This is a genomic window from Arthrobacter sp. FW306-05-C, assembly GCF_021801725.1.
Classification (GTDB): domain Bacteria; phylum Actinomycetota; class Actinomycetes; order Actinomycetales; family Micrococcaceae; genus Arthrobacter.
The window spans coordinates 142,922-158,146 of the sequence record NZ_CP084557.1 but is presented as its reverse complement, the minus strand read 5'-3'; the positions used below and the strand labels follow the sequence as shown (position 1 = coordinate 158,146).

Here is a 15,225-nt window from a genome sequence, read left to right as displayed (position 1 = left end):
TGGCCGCTAACAGTCGTGGTTCGGGCATTTGCCTGGGGATGTCCGCATCGACAGCGGGAACGTTCGGGTCTACTTCCCTTGGGTCTCGATGATCGTCGTTTCGGTGGTGGTCAGTCTGCTAATTGCTCTGATCCGCCAATGAAGCGGCCAAACGGCCACACTTTACCGTGGACGGAATAGAGTCACCACTGCCAGTTCGTCAGAGCCTAATCAGGTTGAAGGAATCTCCAATATCGGCGAGTGAGACCTGGCATATAGACCAAGGCTTTGGGGCACGCCCCAAACTGCCGACGGGAGGTATGGTACTCACAACCGCTAACAATAGGGATAGGTTGCAGGCTTCAGTGTGGAAGCCCCCGCCGTACCGCCCGCAACCGGGAAAATTCTCTTAGGTTATCCACCGCTACTGCTGCCAGGGAGCTACCCCCGCTCGCTCCCAATTTCAGCCGTGGATAACCCGAATTGACCCCAGCGATGGACGGATCAAAGTCGGCACCATTTCGGGCTGCGTGGTCAGCAGGCACAGGTTGTCCGGCCGAGGCAGGTTGACGGAAAATCAATTATTGACTCTGTGAATTGCTCTGGGGACACCCCAGAAAGGAGGCTGCGTTTGATCTATTGACTAGGGAAGAAACCCGCGCTATAACTCAACTAAGTCCTGCAGCAAGCCCCGCATCAGCTCAGGCGGAGGCCGCTGTGAGATCCCCCAACTCCCCCTACTCCCCCACAGATTTCTGCCTGCAGGAGCAGGCGCGCGCCTCACCCATGCGCCTGCGGCCCAAGCGGCTCAGCCTGGGTTAAAGCCAACACCACGTTAATGATCAGCACCTACCAGGGATCGCCCGCAGACTCCTTCAGTATTTAGGAGAAGTGCCGCAGTGGACACGCTTCCAGCAGTGCTCCTTGTCATCGGCGCAGCATTCGCCTGGACCGGCCTGACCACCACCGTCGTCTTTCATCTTCGCCGCAGGCGGAACGGGTCAACGTTGGTCGCCTCGGCCTCCCCAGGAACGAACCGCCACCGCCTGAGGCCATGGCGAGCCCGCCTTCACCGAAACCACGCCGCTATACGCCCGAGAAGGGTAAGCCTCCGACGAGCACGAGGCAGGGGCTCCACCCACCACTCCAGATAACCCTTGGGGAGCAAACGTGGATCCCGGAACGATCCTCGGATTCAGCACCGGATACCTTACCGCCCTTGTCGGCATCTTCCTCCTCTACCTGCCGTACCTCGTCCTCTTGGTGACACTGCTAATAGCGGCCGGCATCCTGCAGCTGCTGTTACTGCCGTTCGCCATCTTGATACGCAAGCTGCGCCGAACAAAGCCGCGGCCGATCCCGGACAACTCATGGATCCTGAACCCGACAAACAGCCAGCCGCCGGAACGGATCCTGCTGCTTGGGCGGACGGCGCCACAGTGAAGCGGTTTCTGCCCGGTACTACTTCCTGCCAATGCCGAAAGGAACGGCCGCAATGCCCCGGCCGAGTAACGCCGTCCCGGATCCCTTGAGGAATTGTTGTGCCAGGCGGGCCTATTCGGCAGCCGTGCGTCACAAGGTAACTTTCACCGTGTTGGTGTTGGTGTTTTGTCCGCGCTGGAGCGTGACGTCGGATTGTTGCCCTGGCTCTTTCTTCCGGATAGCGGCCAGGAGATCCGTCACGCTGGAGATCTTCTGTCCGTCGAACTCATACCGGCCCTGGGCCGCGTCCCGGCCGAAGTTTGCGGGCGAAGACGCCAGGCCCGGGTGGCGACGTGGAGGTTGAGCCTTATCTCCGGGTCTGCCAGGTCGAAGCCCGTGATTTGCCGGATGGACTTCAGCCGGTACCGCAGGGTGCTGCGATGGATGGTCAGGCTCTGGGCGGTACTGTCATAATTGCCACCGTGGTCCAGGTATTGGGCCAGGGTATGCACCAGATCAGAACCGCGGCTGTCATCGGTGTGTTGGAGGGCGCCCAGCCACTCATCGATATAGCCAGCCAGATCCGGTTGGCCGCCTGCTGTGTCGAGGATGCGGTAGATGCCCAGCTGATCAAAGCGGGTGAGGCCGGAGGGCTCGATTGAATGGGTCCGAATGTGCAGCGCACGCTGGGCTTCCGCGAATGAACGCGGAATCTGCGTGACCTCCTGGCAGGGGCCGCCGACGCCTACCGCCCCGGAGGCGCCGTGCAGCAGCCTTGACATGACTTTAAAGAGCTCGGCGCCGGTCGGGGCGCCGGTGGCCACGGCAATGGTCATGTCGGAGCCCTGCGAAACGAGCGAGGCCGTGCGGAGTTCCCCGAGGGCTTTCCGCAGGGCGACCACCGCAGAATCGCCCCCCGTCATCGGCTGCCACTGTGCCACAATGACATGCTGGGGGGCTCCGAGGTCATACCCGAGTGCTTGCGCACGCGAAACTGCGGCCCTCTGATCCATCCCGGCAATGAGCTCATCCACGAGATCTCGGCCAAGCCGCAGTTCCACCTGGGCAAGGCTGCGCCGATGCGCCAACTCGACGTGCAGGATCCGCCTGGCATACTCCAAAGCGAAGACGTCTTCGTCAGTAAACGGCTTGTCCGTTTCCAGCATGCAGATTGCCCCCAGGACATCCTTGTCCGGCAGCACCAAAGCCACCAGCCTTCGAGGTTCCCGCACCGGGGATCCGGAGGCAAGCCAGAGTTGGGCGATCCGTGCCCGCGCGCCAGGCCCTGGCTGGGCGTAGGGGCGGCCTGGACCAATGCCGGCTGCAGCGCGGATGTTGCCAAATGTGTCCTCGATACAAATCGGACGGCCCGTCAGTTCTGAAAGAACCTCCGCCACGTAGGCTTCCCTGGATTCCCTTTGCCCGAGGTCGGCAATCATTGTGCGGTCCAGGGCATTTTGGACCCTGGCACGCGCCTCAAGCTTCAGGACCGTTGCCGATAGGGACAGGAGACGCTCCTCAGTGTCCTCGCTGCCGTCAGGGTAGCGCAGCTGGCCGGTTGCCTCCGGTGGGTGTCCTGCGGTTGGGTCTCCGGGGGACGCCGCCGGCCTGGGCCCTCCCAGGTTCCGGAGCTGCATCAGCTGAGGCGGCCCCGGGGCGCTGGGGGCGGATAGCACCAGACACCCGTTCAGCTCGCCGCTGTCCCCGAAGGTGAACAGCGCGTATCGCCATTCTCGTCCGGACTCCGGGAGCACCGCATCCCTGCCATGGAGGCGAAGGACATCCTGATCCTGGGCTTTTGCTGTGCGGTCGGGGGTGGGTCGCAATTGGCCGTTCACCGCAAGGTAAAGGTCCTCCACTTCACAGAACGGCAGCGCTGAAGCCCTCTGTGCTGCCGTGCTGAGGATTTCCTCGGCGATAAGCCGATCGAACATTTTGGATCCCTCGTCTCCGTCCATAACTTGGGCCTCATCGTAGCGTGAAGTCCGCGCGTGACCTTCGGCTGCTCTCTGTGCATCGAGAATACCTCTGTGGCTTATGGACCTGCTAGGTCCAAAAGAGTCGGCTGATTTAGGCATGGGGGGGCCATGCAGCCGATCCGGTTGAGAGCAGACTCGGATGTAGGACGCCCGTGGCAAGCCTTCGGTTCCAAAATGGCAGGTCTGATTCTGCGGATCTGTCATGCGGTGTTATTAGGGCGGACACCGTACAGAGGACCGGTTGCACCTCTCTTACCGGAGTGGATCATCATGTCCAAGGCAGTAGGAATTGATCTGGGAACGACCAACTCGGTGATCGCGGTATGGGAAGGCGGGGAAGCCCGCGTCATCCCCAATGCGGAAGGAGCCAGGACCACCCCCTCGGTGGTGGCCTACACCGACAATGGCGAACGGCTTGTGGGCCAGTTGGCCCGCAGGCAATCCATTCTCAACCCTAAGGGAACCATCACGTCGGCGAAACGTTTTATCGGGCGCCGCTATGACGAGATCACGGATGAGGCAAAGGCGGTGAGTTTCGACGTCGTAGGAGACGAGAACGGCTTGGCCCGGTTCGAGGTTCAGGGCAAGAAAGTTGCACCCGAAGAGGTTAGCGCGCTCGTTCTCCGCAAGCTCGTGGACGACGCCGCCAAGCAGCTGGGCGAGAAGGTGACGGAGGCTGTCATTACGGTCCCCGCGTACTTTAATGACGCACAGCGCACCGCGACCAAGGACGCGGGTAGGATTGCCGGGCTGGAAGTCCTGCGCATCATTAACGAACCGACCGCGGCTGCCCTGGCCTACGGCATTGACAAACGACAGCATGAGACGGTACTGGTTTTTGACCTTGGCGGCGGAACTTTCGATGTGAGTCTGCTGGACGTGGGGGACGGAGTCGTGGAGGTCAGGTCCACGGCGGGGGACGCGCACCTCGGCGGAGACGATTTTGACCGCCGTCTGGTCGATTACCTGGCTGATGATTTCCAGAAGGAGGCGGGAATTGACCTCCGCTCGGACGCCCAAGCGTTGCAACGCCTGTTTGAAGCGGCCGAGAAAGCCAAAGTTGAGCTCAGTTCCGTCACCCAGACCCAGGTCAACCTTCCCTTTATCACGGCTGATGCCACCGGTCCCAAGCACCTGGCGGCGACCGTGCGCCGCTCCGTCTTTGATGAGATCACCCATGACCTGGTGGAGCGCACCATGGGGCCGGTAAAGCAGGCGATGACCGACGCGAAAGTCACTGCCAATGACATCGACGAAGTGATTCTGGTCGGCGGCTCCACCCGTATTCCCGCCGTACAGAACGTCGTGCGGCGCCTGACCGGCGGGAAAGATCCGAATATGAGCGTCAATCCCGACGAAGTCGTCGCGGTCGGTGCCGCGATCCAGGCCGGCGTGCTCAAAGGCGAGGTCTCGGATGTCCTGCTGCTGGACGTCGTACCGCTTTCCCTGGGTGTTGAAACCCGTGGCGGTGTCATGACTAAGATCATCGAACGCAACACAACTATCCCGGCAAGGCCCAGTGAAGTGTTCTCCACCGCGGAGGACAACCAGCCGGCCGTGGACGTGGTGGTCCTGCAGGGGGAGCGGGAACTGGCCGCGGACAACCGCGTGCTGGGGCGCTTCCAGCTGACGGATATCCGTCCCGCGCCCCGCGGGGAACCTCAGGTCGAGGTCACATTCGACGTCGACGCCAACGGCATCGTGAACGTCACGGCGCGTGACAAGGACACGGGCAAGGAACAGGGAATCACCATCAGCGAAGGTTCCAACCTTGACTCCAAGGAAGTCGAGCGGATGATTGCCGAGGCTCAGTCCCACAGGAGTGAGGATCTGCAGAACCGGGAGCGTATCGATACCCTCAACGAGCTCGATGCGGTGGCGTACAGGGTTGAGCGGTCCGTCAACGACTTGGGCGACACTGCTCCTGCCCACGACAAGGCCAGGGCGGAACTGCTGATTGGGCAAGCACGCGACGCCGTCAGCAACCAGGCGGACGTGGCCACGGCGAGGGAGCTGATCTCCGAGCTCCAGCAGCTGCAGGCGGCGCTTAGCGCCTCGGCCACTTCCGCGGCTGGACCGGGATCGGACCGGGAGCCCGGAGTGACCGCTGGCGCAGATGATGACGACATCGTCGACGCAGAATTTGACCGCGGTTAAGGGCAGCAATGAGCGAGCAGGCAGAGGCTGGACAGCCTCACCAAGGAAGTGACCAAGCGGAGGCCACCGAACCCAATGAAAGGAAAATGCCGGCCGCGGTGCAGGATGAAGCCTTGGTGAAGATGGAAGATCAGTGGCGCCGTGCGCTGGCCGAGGTCGATAACGCGCGGAAGCGGGCAGTTCGGGACATCGCACAGCAACGGGCGCAGGAGCGCGCCTTGGTTGCCTTGGCGTGGCTGCCCATCCTCGACAACCTGGAGCTTGCCTTGACCCATGCTGACCGTACGGAGGACCCGCTCGTTGAAGGCATAGCCTCCATCCGGACCCAGGCCATCGACACCCTGGCCCGCCTGGGCTACCCCCGCATCGAAGCCGAGAACGTCCCCTTCGATCCGCGGGTGCACGAGGTCGTCAGCGTAGTGGAAACCGAGGAGGTTCCGCCCGGGACCGTACTCAGCGTGTTACGCCCAGGGTATGGAAGCATCGAGAGCACGCTCCGGCCAGCCGCTGTTGTGGTGAGCCGGGCGGTGAAGGCCGACCGTGGCTAAGGATCCCTATTCGGTTCTTGGCGTCCCGCGGACAGCGGACGCCGAGGAGATCCAGCGCGCCTACCGCAAACTCGCAAGAAAGTACCATCCGGACGTCAACCGCGAGCCGGACGCGGCTGACCAGTTCAAGGAAATCGGCGAGGCCTACAGCACCCTCTCGGATCCTGAAACCAGGGCGCAGTACGACCGGTTCGGCTCTGACTTCCGGCAATACGCCGGCAGCGGCGCCGGTCCGGCGGGGGCCGGACGGCGACGGGGTTCCGGAGGCCCGCGGCCAGGACGCGGAGGGTACGGCAACGTGGACGTGAACGTGGGGGACGTCGATTGGGAGGATCTGCTGGGCGGCTGGTTCCGGCAGCAGACAGCGGGCCCGGCCCCGGGGGCGGACCACGAGGCCGAGCTCCGGCTGACCCTCGAAGAGGCGATCCGTGGGGGACGGCGCACCGTCAGGCTGGCCCAGCCCGGCGGTGAAACCCGGGACTATGACGTCACCGTGCCCCCCGGCGTGCTGGACGGGCAACGTATCCGTCTCGCCGGTCAGGGTGCCCTGGGCCGGGAAGGGGGTCCGCCAGGTGATCTGTTCCTGACCGTGCGGATCAAGCACGACACCAGGTACCGGCTTGAGGGCCGGGACATTCACTTCGACCTTCCCGTCACGCCGGCCGAAGCCGCCCTCGGGGCCAGGATCAAGGTCAACGCACCTGCGGGCCCGGTCACGATCACCGTGCCTGAAGGCTCCTCCAGCGGGCACAGGCTGCGGCTGCGCGGCCAGGGGATGCCCGATTCGAAGGGCCAGCCGGGGAACCTCTTCGCGGAGATCCGCATCATGGTGCCCCGTCATCCCAACAGGCAGGAGCGTGAGCTGTACGAGAAACTCGCTACGGCATCCGACTTCAACCCGAGGGAGGGGCTATGAGCCAGGCCTATCCGCTGGCCTATCCATGGCGCCTGAGTCTCGAGGCGGTGGCGCGCAGCAGCGGTGTCCACCCCGACGTCGTCATGCGGTTCGTGGACCTGGATCTCATCCGGCCGCTGGGCGACGCCCCGGGCGGGCCCTGGTTCAGCCCCCGTACCCCGGAACTGATAGCGCGCGTCATGAGACTGCATTCGGAGCTGGCGCTGAATTACGCGGCCATTCCGTTGGTACTGGATCTGTTGGTGCGCGTCGACTCGCTTGAACGACGTTTGGTAGAAATCTCCCAGGTGGAAGGAACTGCTTCGCGATGAATATGGAGAGTTTGACACAGAAGTCGCAGGAGGCCTTGGCGGAGGCTCAACGCATAGCGCAGCGCTCCGGGCATACGGAGACCGACGGTGAACACCTGCTCGCGGCCCTGCTGCAGCAGGAGGGGGGCCTGGTTCCGCGACTGCTCGCGGGCATGCAGATCGACGTCGACGAGCTGAAGTCGGCAGTCGAGGTTGAATTGCGGCGCAAGCCGAAGGTCACGGGTCCCGGGGCGGCGCCGGGACAGGTGTACGTCAGCCGCCGGCTTGGCGCACTCCTTGATACGGCTGACCGTGAAGCCAAGCGGCTGAAGGATGAGTATGTCTCGGTGGAACACCTGCTGGTTGCGCTGGCGGAGGAAGGACGGTCCACGGCGGCCGGGAGAGTGCTTGCTGATCACGGGATCACCCGCGAGGCGTTCCTGTCTGTCCTGACCCAGGTCCGGGGAAACCAGCGTGTCACCTCCGCGACGCCGGAACAGACCTACGAGGCGCTGGAGAAGTACGGCCGCGATCTGGTGGCGGACGCGCGCAGCGGAAAGCTGGATCCGGTCATTGGCCGCGACGCGGAGATCCGGAGAGTCGTTCAGATTCTTTCCCGCAAGACCAAGAACAACCCGGTGCTGATCGGTGAGCCGGGGGTCGGGAAAACCGCCATCGTGGAGGGCCTGGCACAACGCATCGTCCGGCAGGACGTGCCGGAAGGGCTGAAGAACAAGACCATCTTCTCGCTCGACATGAGTTCGCTCGTGGCCGGCGCCAAATACCGCGGCGAGTTTGAGGAGCGGCTGAAGGCGGTGCTTGCCGAGGTGCTGGCTGCGGAGGGCAGGATCCTGCTCTTCATCGACGAGCTGCACACTGTCGTAGGGGCAGGAGCGAGCGAAGGGTCCATGGACGCCGGGAACATGCTCAAGCCCATGCTGGCCCGCGGGGAGCTCCATATGATCGGGGCGACCACCCTTGACGAATACCGTAAACACATCGAATCGGACGCGGCCCTGGAACGCCGCTTTCAGCCGGTCCTGGTTGAGGAGCCCGACGTCGAGGACGCCATTTCCATTCTTCGTGGGCTCCGCGAACGGCTGGAGGTCTTCCACGGCGTCAGGATCCAGGACAGCGCCCTGGTGGCCGCCGCCACCCTGTCCCACCGGTACATTACGGACCGGTTCCTTCCTGACAAGGCCATTGACCTGGTGGATGAGGCCTGTGCCCGGCTGCGGACGGAAATTGATTCGATGCCTGCGGAACTCGATGAGCTGACGCGTAAGGTCACGCGGCTCGAGATCGAAGACGCGGCATTGTCCAAGGAAACCGACCCCGCCAGCAAGACCCGGCTGGAGGAACTGAGGCGTGAACTGGCCGACCTGCGTGCCGAAGCCGACGCGAAGCGGGCCCAATGGGAGGCCGAGCGCCAGGCGATCCACAAACTGCAGGAAATTCGCAGCGAACTGGAGCAGCTGCGGCAGGAGGCGGAAGAAGCCGAGCGGAACTACGACCTCAACCGGGCGGCGGAGCTACGCTACGGCCGAATTGCCGACCTCGAACGGCGGTTGCCCGCTGAGGAGGAACGACTGGCCGCAAAACAGGGTGAACAACGGCTGCTCCGCGAGGTCGTGACGGAAGACGAGATCGCCGAGATCGTAGCGGCCTGGACAGGTATCCCCGTCGCACGCCTGAAGCAGGGCGAACGTGAAAAAGTCCTCCACCTCGACGACATCCTGCACGAACGCGTCATAGGCCAGGAAGACGCCATCGCGGCCGTCACCGACGCGATCATCCGCGCCCGCTCCGGCATCCGCGACCCCCGCCGGCCCATCGGATCGTTCATCTTCCTGGGACCGACCGGCGTCGGGAAAACCGAACTCGCCAAGGCGCTGGCGGCTGCCCTGTTCGACAGTGAGAACGCGATGATCCGGCTGGACATGAGCGAGTACCAGGAACGCCACACCGTCAGCCGGCTCCTGGGGGCGCCTCCGGGCTACATCGGGTATGACGAAGGCGGCCAGCTCACCGAAGCCGTACGCCGGAAACCCTACTCGGTAGTGCTTTTCGATGAGGTGGAAAAGGCCCACCCTGATATTTTCAACACACTCCTGCAGGTCCTTGATGACGGACGGATCACGGATTCGCAGGGCCGCACCATTGATTTCCGCAACACCGTCATCATCATGACCTCCAATATCGGTTCCCAATATCTCCTGGAGGGCTCCACCGAGGGTGGGGCGATCACCGAGGAGGCGCGTGGGCTGGTGATGGGCGAACTCCGGGCACATTTCCGTCCCGAGTTTCTGAACCGGGTGGACGACACCGTGCTGTTCGCACCCCTTGGCCTGCCCCAGATCGAACGTATCGTGGATCTGCAGTTCCAACAGCTGCGGCAACGGCTGGCCGAGCAGCAAATTGAGCTGCACCTGACCGAGGAGGCGCGCCTGCTAATAGCCGAGCAGGGTTTTGATCCGGTCTACGGAGCCCGACCCCTGCGCCGCTATATTTCCCGTGTCGTGGAAACGCAGGTCGGCCGCGCCCTGCTGCGCGGCAGCATCGCGGAGGGGGGAGCGGTGACAGTGACAGCCGAAGGGGGTGAGCTCATGGTTGACTACAGCACCAAGGAGCTTGAAGGGGCCGGAACGGCATAAATCAGCAAGAAAGGACAGCTGGTCAGGATATAGTCCGCTGCCCCAGGTCCGGTCATCCGGAACCACAGGTCATGGACGTCGACGCCGCAAAGGTGCATGCCGGCGCGGAACGTGACGTCCTGTTTGGGCTAGCCCTGGAGGCAACACCCTGGGCCTGACCGTAAGGAAGGCAGCCACACGAGCCAGTGCTCCTGGCTCGTAGCCCTGCAAGGAATCGGCTATGGCCGCCGGCCTTCGCGGGACTAGCTTTTAAGCAGCATCCGGACAGCCCGGTCACGAGAGGACGTTCAATGAACCATCGGCCAGCGACAGCAAAACGCACGTCCCGTCTCCCCGGACTCCTCGCAGCGGCAGCCGTCCTCGCAACCTTGATGTCCGGCTGCACCGGCCCAGGGCAGAGTCCGGAGGCGTCGGTGACCTCGCAGTCCCCCGGGAGCACAACCGGCGGCGCGCCCGCCGGACAAACCGGTCCGGGGGGCGGGAGCGGGCAGAGTTTTCCGCAAGGTGTTGCGGACATTCCTGCCATCATCAGCAACCTTCAGCCATCCGTGGTGACGATCTTCACCAACGGCGGCCTGGGAAGCGGCGTCGTGTATTCGGAGGATGGCCTGATTCTGACCAATGAGCACGTGGTGCGCGGCAACGGCCAGGTTGAGGTCGGCTTTGCCGACGGCCAGCGGGTGGCCGGCACCGTGCGGGCCACCGACGCCGTCTCTGATCTTGCATTGGTGGAAGCCCAACGGACAGGTCTGCCCGCCGCTAAATTCCAAACCGTCCTGCCCCGGATCGGCGAACTTGCGATCGTTATTGGCTCGCCGCTGGGATTCGAAAATACAGCGACGGCGGGCATCATCTCGGGCCTCAACCGCCAGATCCCGGGATCGGCATCGAGCAGCCAGTCACTTGTCGACCTAATCCAGACCGATGCCGCGATCAGTCCCGGCAACTCCGGCGGCGCCCTGGTGAACAGCAGGGGTGAAGTGATCGGCATCAGCGAGGCCTATATTGCGCCGCAGTCAGGTGCTGTGGCCCTTGGGTTTGCCATCCCCGCCGCCACCGCAGTGAAAGTGGCCGACCAGCTCAGGGAGGACGGCACTGCCGATCACGCCTTCATCGGCCTGGGGCTGGCGGAAATCACGCAGCAGATCGCCGACCAGCTGGGCCTGTCCGACACACGCGGGGTGCTTGCACTCTCGGTGCCGGAGGCCGGGCCGGCATACCAGGCCGGCATCCGGCCCGGGGACGTGCTCACCAAACTCGACGGGGATGATCTCGCCACGCCTGAGGACTTCCTCGCCGCACTGAGGACCAGGAGTCCCGGGCAAACCGTAGCCGTTGAATTCCGCAGGGGAGCTGAAACGCAGGAGGTAAAAATCCAGCTGGTCGCGCGCCCCGCCTCCTAAGACGGGGCGCAATCAGGCTGCGGCAGCGGCTATAGTCCGCTGGCCAGTTTGCAGTACGGCACCGGGCTCCGCTGTTTCCCGGTTCCGGAGGGGTCCAACGACCGTGCATGGCGTGGCAGACGGCGGTTTTTCGGCCGTGGCCTGGGAGGCAAGGGTCGTATGCTTTTGCTATCGTTTTCAGCAGTTTGCCGGCCCCAGGATTCGGGACCCTGACCGGATCCATCGGTCCCCGCCGGGCCACCAGAGCATCGCCGCTCTGGTGCTGAATACCTGCGCATGGTTCTGAACAAACGCAGCGCAACGAACCCTTCAGCGCCCCCAGCGGTGTGTAAGAAAACCCGCCGCCTGGGGGCCCTCGGGCTTTCCACAGATCCTACCGTGCAGCAATAGCATCATCGCAGGGAGCATGAACGCCACCACCTGGAGCATGACACGGTTGCTGCTCCTCTACCATCGGGTATCGACCGCCGCTGATGGCGGTCGGGCAGTTGTTGCGTCACCATAGATGGGTGAATAGCAAGCCTTTCCAATCCTCCTCCGAACCTGCCGATCTGCAGCAAGACTCTGAACTGCTCATCGGCCTGTTGGTCTCGCCACCTTTGACGGAGGTGCTCGGCCCGGACATCAGCACCGCGGTACACGAGGCCCTGACACAGCATCATCCCGGGGTGCGCTGGGAGGTAACGGTCGGCGAGGACAGGCTGGTAAGTCCACCGACCGCGACCCTGAACCTGCTCGAGGCAGCCCGGGACCGGGTGCTGGAGGAAGGCTGGGATCTGGCCGTGGTGCTCACCGAGATACCGCTGAAGGATGGCCGGCGCCCGGTGCTCACCCAGCTGAGCCCCGTGCATGGGGTAGGACTGGTTGCCGTCCCCGCCCTGGGAGCCAGGCACCTGCGGCAAAAAGCGCAGGACACCACCGTGAAGGTCGTTGGGCAACTGTTGGACTACAACGTCGCCGACGTCGATGCCCAGCAGAACCTCGCCCGCAGAGCACACCAGTTATCCACTGACCTGGAAGAGCGCCCGGAAGACAATGTCGTGCAGTTCACGGCCAGGGTGCTGAGCGGCAACGTGCGGTTGCTGCTGGGCATGATCCGCGCCAACCGCCCCTGGGCCTTCATCGCGAGGCTGTCACGGGCGCTGGTCGTGGCAGCGGCCACCGGGGTTTTGACGCTCGTGGCCTCCGACTTGTGGCTCCTTGCCCTGGCCTACGGACCAGTCCGTCTGGCATTGCTGGCGGTCATGGCAATCGTAACGGTGAGTGCAACCCTGATCCTGGGGGGCGGGTTGTGGGAGCGTCCCCGGCGGCGGGCCCAGCGCGAGCAGGTAACCCTGTTCAATCTGGCTACCGCCGCGACCGTGGTCATCGGCGTCTTGGTGTTCTATCTGGCCCTGTTCATTCTGTCCTTGGTCGGGGCGTTCCTGCTCGTTGACGAGGGGGTGCTGACCGGTGTCGCAGGGCGCCCGGTAGATGTCCTGGACTACGCGAAGCTCAGCTGGCTCACTGCGAGCCTGGCCACCATCGGCGGAGCACTGGGAGCCGGACTCGAAGACGAGGACGTCGTCCGCGCCGCCGCCTACACCCGATCCAGCTCCTGACACACAATTGGCTCCTAAGGCCACTTCCGGATGCCCTGTTCTTTTCCATTGTCAGCGAGCAGGACCGGCTGTGACAGACTTGGGCGGCAGTACGACCGCCGTCCTGCCGGGGCCAAAGGGTTGACGGTGGAGGCGCCAATGGCTAATGGAGAGCGGATCAGGTAGATCCGTGCGACCCCATCAATGACAGTCAGGGTTTTTGAACGGGATTCAAGGTTTCGGTCATGCATCGCCGATGAGGAACAAGGGCCCTGTACGTTTCCCATGAGTCCCTCGCAGTGTGCCTGGTTTCCTGTCTGGCTTTTGTCAGGCTGTAGCCAGCCGGGACGCTTCGTTCAAGTGCTGGTCGCTGACCAGTACTGCATACTGCTCTGCTTCGAGGGCATGGATGCTGCTGAAATCACGCTGTCCTCTGGTTGCCCCGTGTGCGATGAATCCAAAGGCAGCTCCCCAAAAGGCGCCCAGGACCAGACTGATTAGCAGGATCATAATCCATACCGGCCCCACGGTGAGCAGCCCGAAGATCAGCCCGATCAGCAGGCCCAACCAGGCCCCGCTGCCGGCGCCATAGAGAGCGGCCTTGCCCTTGGTCAGGCGGCCGGTGACTTGCTCGACGCTGCGGATCCCGGTTCCTACGATCTGTACGTGTTCGACGGGAAAACCGGCATCGGAGAGCCGGTCCACCAATTGCTGGGCCTCGGCATAATTGCTGAACTCGCGAAGCACTGACTTGGTACTACGGCCGGTCGAGGAACCGGCCAGGGAACTTTCGGATCCCGTGGTAACTTTTCTCATTCCCTCACACTCGTCTTTTATGTCCTGAAGAAGTACTGGACCGGAGCGGGGTTTCTCGGCAGCTCCAAAAGCGCTGCCGAGAAACCTCCAGTCCCTTTAGGCGGCGATCTGCGGTGCCTGGGAGCCTTGGCTGATTTCGATCTTGCGGGGCTTGGCCTTCTCGGCCACCGGGATGCGCATAGTTAGCACACCGGCGTCATAACTTGCTTTGACGTTGTCGGCATCGAGGCTGTCGCCTAGGATCACCTGCCTGCTGAACGTGCCCAGGGGCGTTCGGAGGCAATCATCTCGGTGTTCTCCCCTGACCTGGATTTGCGTTCGGCGTGCACGGTCAGGACGTTCCGTTCAACGTCCACATTGATGGACCCCGGGTCCACGCCGGGCAAGTCAAACTCGACAACGAACTCGTTGCCGTCACGCCACGCGTCCATGGGCATGGCGGCAGGGCGGGCATGAGTTCCGATGACCTGCTGTGCGAGCCGGTCCAGTTCACGGAAAGGGTCTGTACGGATCAGCATTCGGGTGTGCTCCTGAAAAGTATCGTTCTTTGTTTTGGGGAAAGGTGCGGGATTCCCTCGACGGGGCGCCAGGGAGTTCCCTTGACGAGACGTCCGTCTGCTTAGGCACGTCCTATGTGCAACCAACCAGCCGGGCCCATATCAGGGGTTACGGAGGAACCGGCGGTGAAATAAGCTAAGCACACTTACCAAAAGCCCCACAAGGCCCTGTTGATGGTTCTGCAGGCAGCCCCGAAACGGTCAGCGGTGGGGGTGGAGGGGGCCGGTGCGGCCAGCCTGCGAAGGACAGAATTAGATGCGCGATGGCGAGGGCAACCGAGAGGGGTAGGAGCAGCCTGGTTCCTACCCCGTTCGCAACCCCTCAAAACGGATTGCAACCGGCGATAGTGGTCCCTCTGGCGGCAATAGCCCCAGAAGGCCCCGATAAAAAGGGACTGAAAAGAAGGTCAATCCGATCAACCCCTTAGAAGTGAGTCTGGAGAGTGTCGGGGCCAATCGTCAAGGGCTTATTCCGTCGGTTACCTCACCGGGCCAAAGCCCAACCGGCAACTGTGGGAGAGGTTCGGCCCCCGCAAGTTGTCCCATCGCGGCCGCGCTGAGTTGGTTTCTGTGATGGTTCTGCCAGCACCATCTCCTGGTTGATCTGTTGGTTGCTCAATCCTCTCCCCACGGTCCGCCCCAGGCGGCCGGTGGAGGTCGCTGGAGCTCCACAACACCTGGCCGGAGCCGCGTCGACGGCGGACAGGGCCGGACCGTTGCCGAGCAGAACGGTGCCGTGATGCTCGTACAGCGTTGTTCCCGGCCGGGCGCACTGCACCGGTATCGGCAACGAGCACTGTGCCGGGCGCTTTCTCGGCGGTGAGTCCTTTGAAAGTGTTGGCGAGATCAGGCCGCCGGTGGAGGGACCTGGCACTTCTGTAGGACCCAAACTTTTTTACCGTCATCCACGGCGAATGCTGTTGC

General features: G+C 63.2%; 11 protein-coding genes and 1 pseudogene. 9 read left to right on the top strand and 3 right to left on the bottom strand.

Annotated elements, in window-relative coordinates:
- The first annotated feature begins 28 nt into the window (after window positions 1–28).
- Together LFT44_RS22050 and LFT44_RS21465 are read left to right on the top strand one after the other, a co-directional pair.
- The gene (locus tag LFT44_RS22050) at window positions 29–142 is read left to right on the top strand and encodes a DUF2905 family protein (RefSeq protein WP_272910893.1); all 114 of its coding nucleotides are present in this window, start codon (window positions 29–31) and stop codon (window positions 140–142) included.
- 1,007 nt (window positions 143–1,149) lie between these two features.
- Window positions 1,150–1,422: a hypothetical protein gene (locus LFT44_RS21465; RefSeq protein ID WP_236803113.1), complete on the top strand. Its 273-nt coding sequence runs from the start codon at window positions 1,150–1,152 to the stop codon at window positions 1,420–1,422.
- 236 nt (window positions 1,423–1,658) lie between these two features.
- Here the strand turns inward: LFT44_RS21465 and LFT44_RS21460 are convergent, their stop codons facing one another.
- Complete coding sequence (locus LFT44_RS21460) at window positions 1,659–3,335, bottom strand: PucR family transcriptional regulator (protein WP_236803112.1); 1,677 nt, start codon at window positions 3,333–3,335, stop codon at window positions 1,659–1,661.
- Between the two features lie 315 nt (window positions 3,336–3,650).
- Here LFT44_RS21460 and dnaK point away from each other — a divergent pair, with 315 nt between their 5' ends.
- The 7 genes from dnaK to LFT44_RS21425 all read left to right on the top strand — a co-directional run bounded on the left by dnaK (window position 3,651) and on the right by LFT44_RS21425 (window position 12,949).
- A complete protein-coding gene (gene dnaK, locus LFT44_RS21455; protein ID WP_236803111.1) occupies window positions 3,651–5,537 on the top strand; it encodes a molecular chaperone DnaK in 1,887 nt (628 codons plus the stop codon).
- Window positions 5,538–5,545: 8 nt separating this feature from the next.
- Window positions 5,546–6,085, top strand: a complete 540-nt coding sequence (locus LFT44_RS21450; protein ID WP_272910892.1) for a nucleotide exchange factor GrpE — start codon at window positions 5,546–5,548, stop codon at window positions 6,083–6,085.
- Complete coding sequence (locus LFT44_RS21445) at window positions 6,078–7,001, top strand: DnaJ C-terminal domain-containing protein (protein ID WP_236803109.1); 924 nt, start codon at window positions 6,078–6,080, stop codon at window positions 6,999–7,001. The genes LFT44_RS21450 and LFT44_RS21445 overlap by 8 nt, the downstream gene beginning before the upstream one ends.
- Window positions 6,998–7,312: a chaperone modulator CbpM gene (locus LFT44_RS21440; RefSeq protein WP_236803108.1), complete on the top strand. Its 315-nt coding sequence runs from the start codon at window positions 6,998–7,000 to the stop codon at window positions 7,310–7,312. Before LFT44_RS21445 ends, LFT44_RS21440 begins: the two co-directional genes overlap by 4 nt.
- Window positions 7,309–9,945: an ATP-dependent chaperone ClpB gene (gene clpB, locus LFT44_RS21435; protein WP_236803107.1), complete on the top strand. Its 2,637-nt coding sequence runs from the start codon at window positions 7,309–7,311 to the stop codon at window positions 9,943–9,945. The genes LFT44_RS21440 and clpB overlap by 4 nt, the downstream gene beginning before the upstream one ends.
- A 551-nt stretch (window positions 9,946–10,496) precedes the next feature.
- Window positions 10,497–11,348, top strand: a complete 852-nt coding sequence (locus LFT44_RS21430) for a S1C family serine protease (protein WP_336885650.1) — start codon at window positions 10,497–10,499, stop codon at window positions 11,346–11,348.
- A 509-nt stretch (window positions 11,349–11,857) separates the two neighbouring features.
- Window positions 11,858–12,949: a hypothetical protein gene (locus LFT44_RS21425; protein ID WP_236803105.1), complete on the top strand. Its 1,092-nt coding sequence runs from the start codon at window positions 11,858–11,860 to the stop codon at window positions 12,947–12,949.
- Between the two features lie 306 nt (window positions 12,950–13,255).
- Here the strand turns inward: LFT44_RS21425 and LFT44_RS21420 are convergent, their stop codons facing one another.
- Together LFT44_RS21420 and LFT44_RS21415 are read right to left on the bottom strand one after the other, a co-directional pair.
- Window positions 13,256–13,744 (bottom strand): general stress protein, encoded by a 489-nt coding sequence (locus LFT44_RS21420; RefSeq protein ID WP_236803104.1) that lies wholly within the window; start codon window positions 13,742–13,744, stop codon window positions 13,256–13,258.
- 96 nt (window positions 13,745–13,840) lie between these two features.
- A pseudogene (locus LFT44_RS21415) lies at window positions 13,841–14,262 on the bottom strand (Hsp20/alpha crystallin family protein).
- Window positions 14,263–15,225 lie beyond the last annotated feature (963 nt).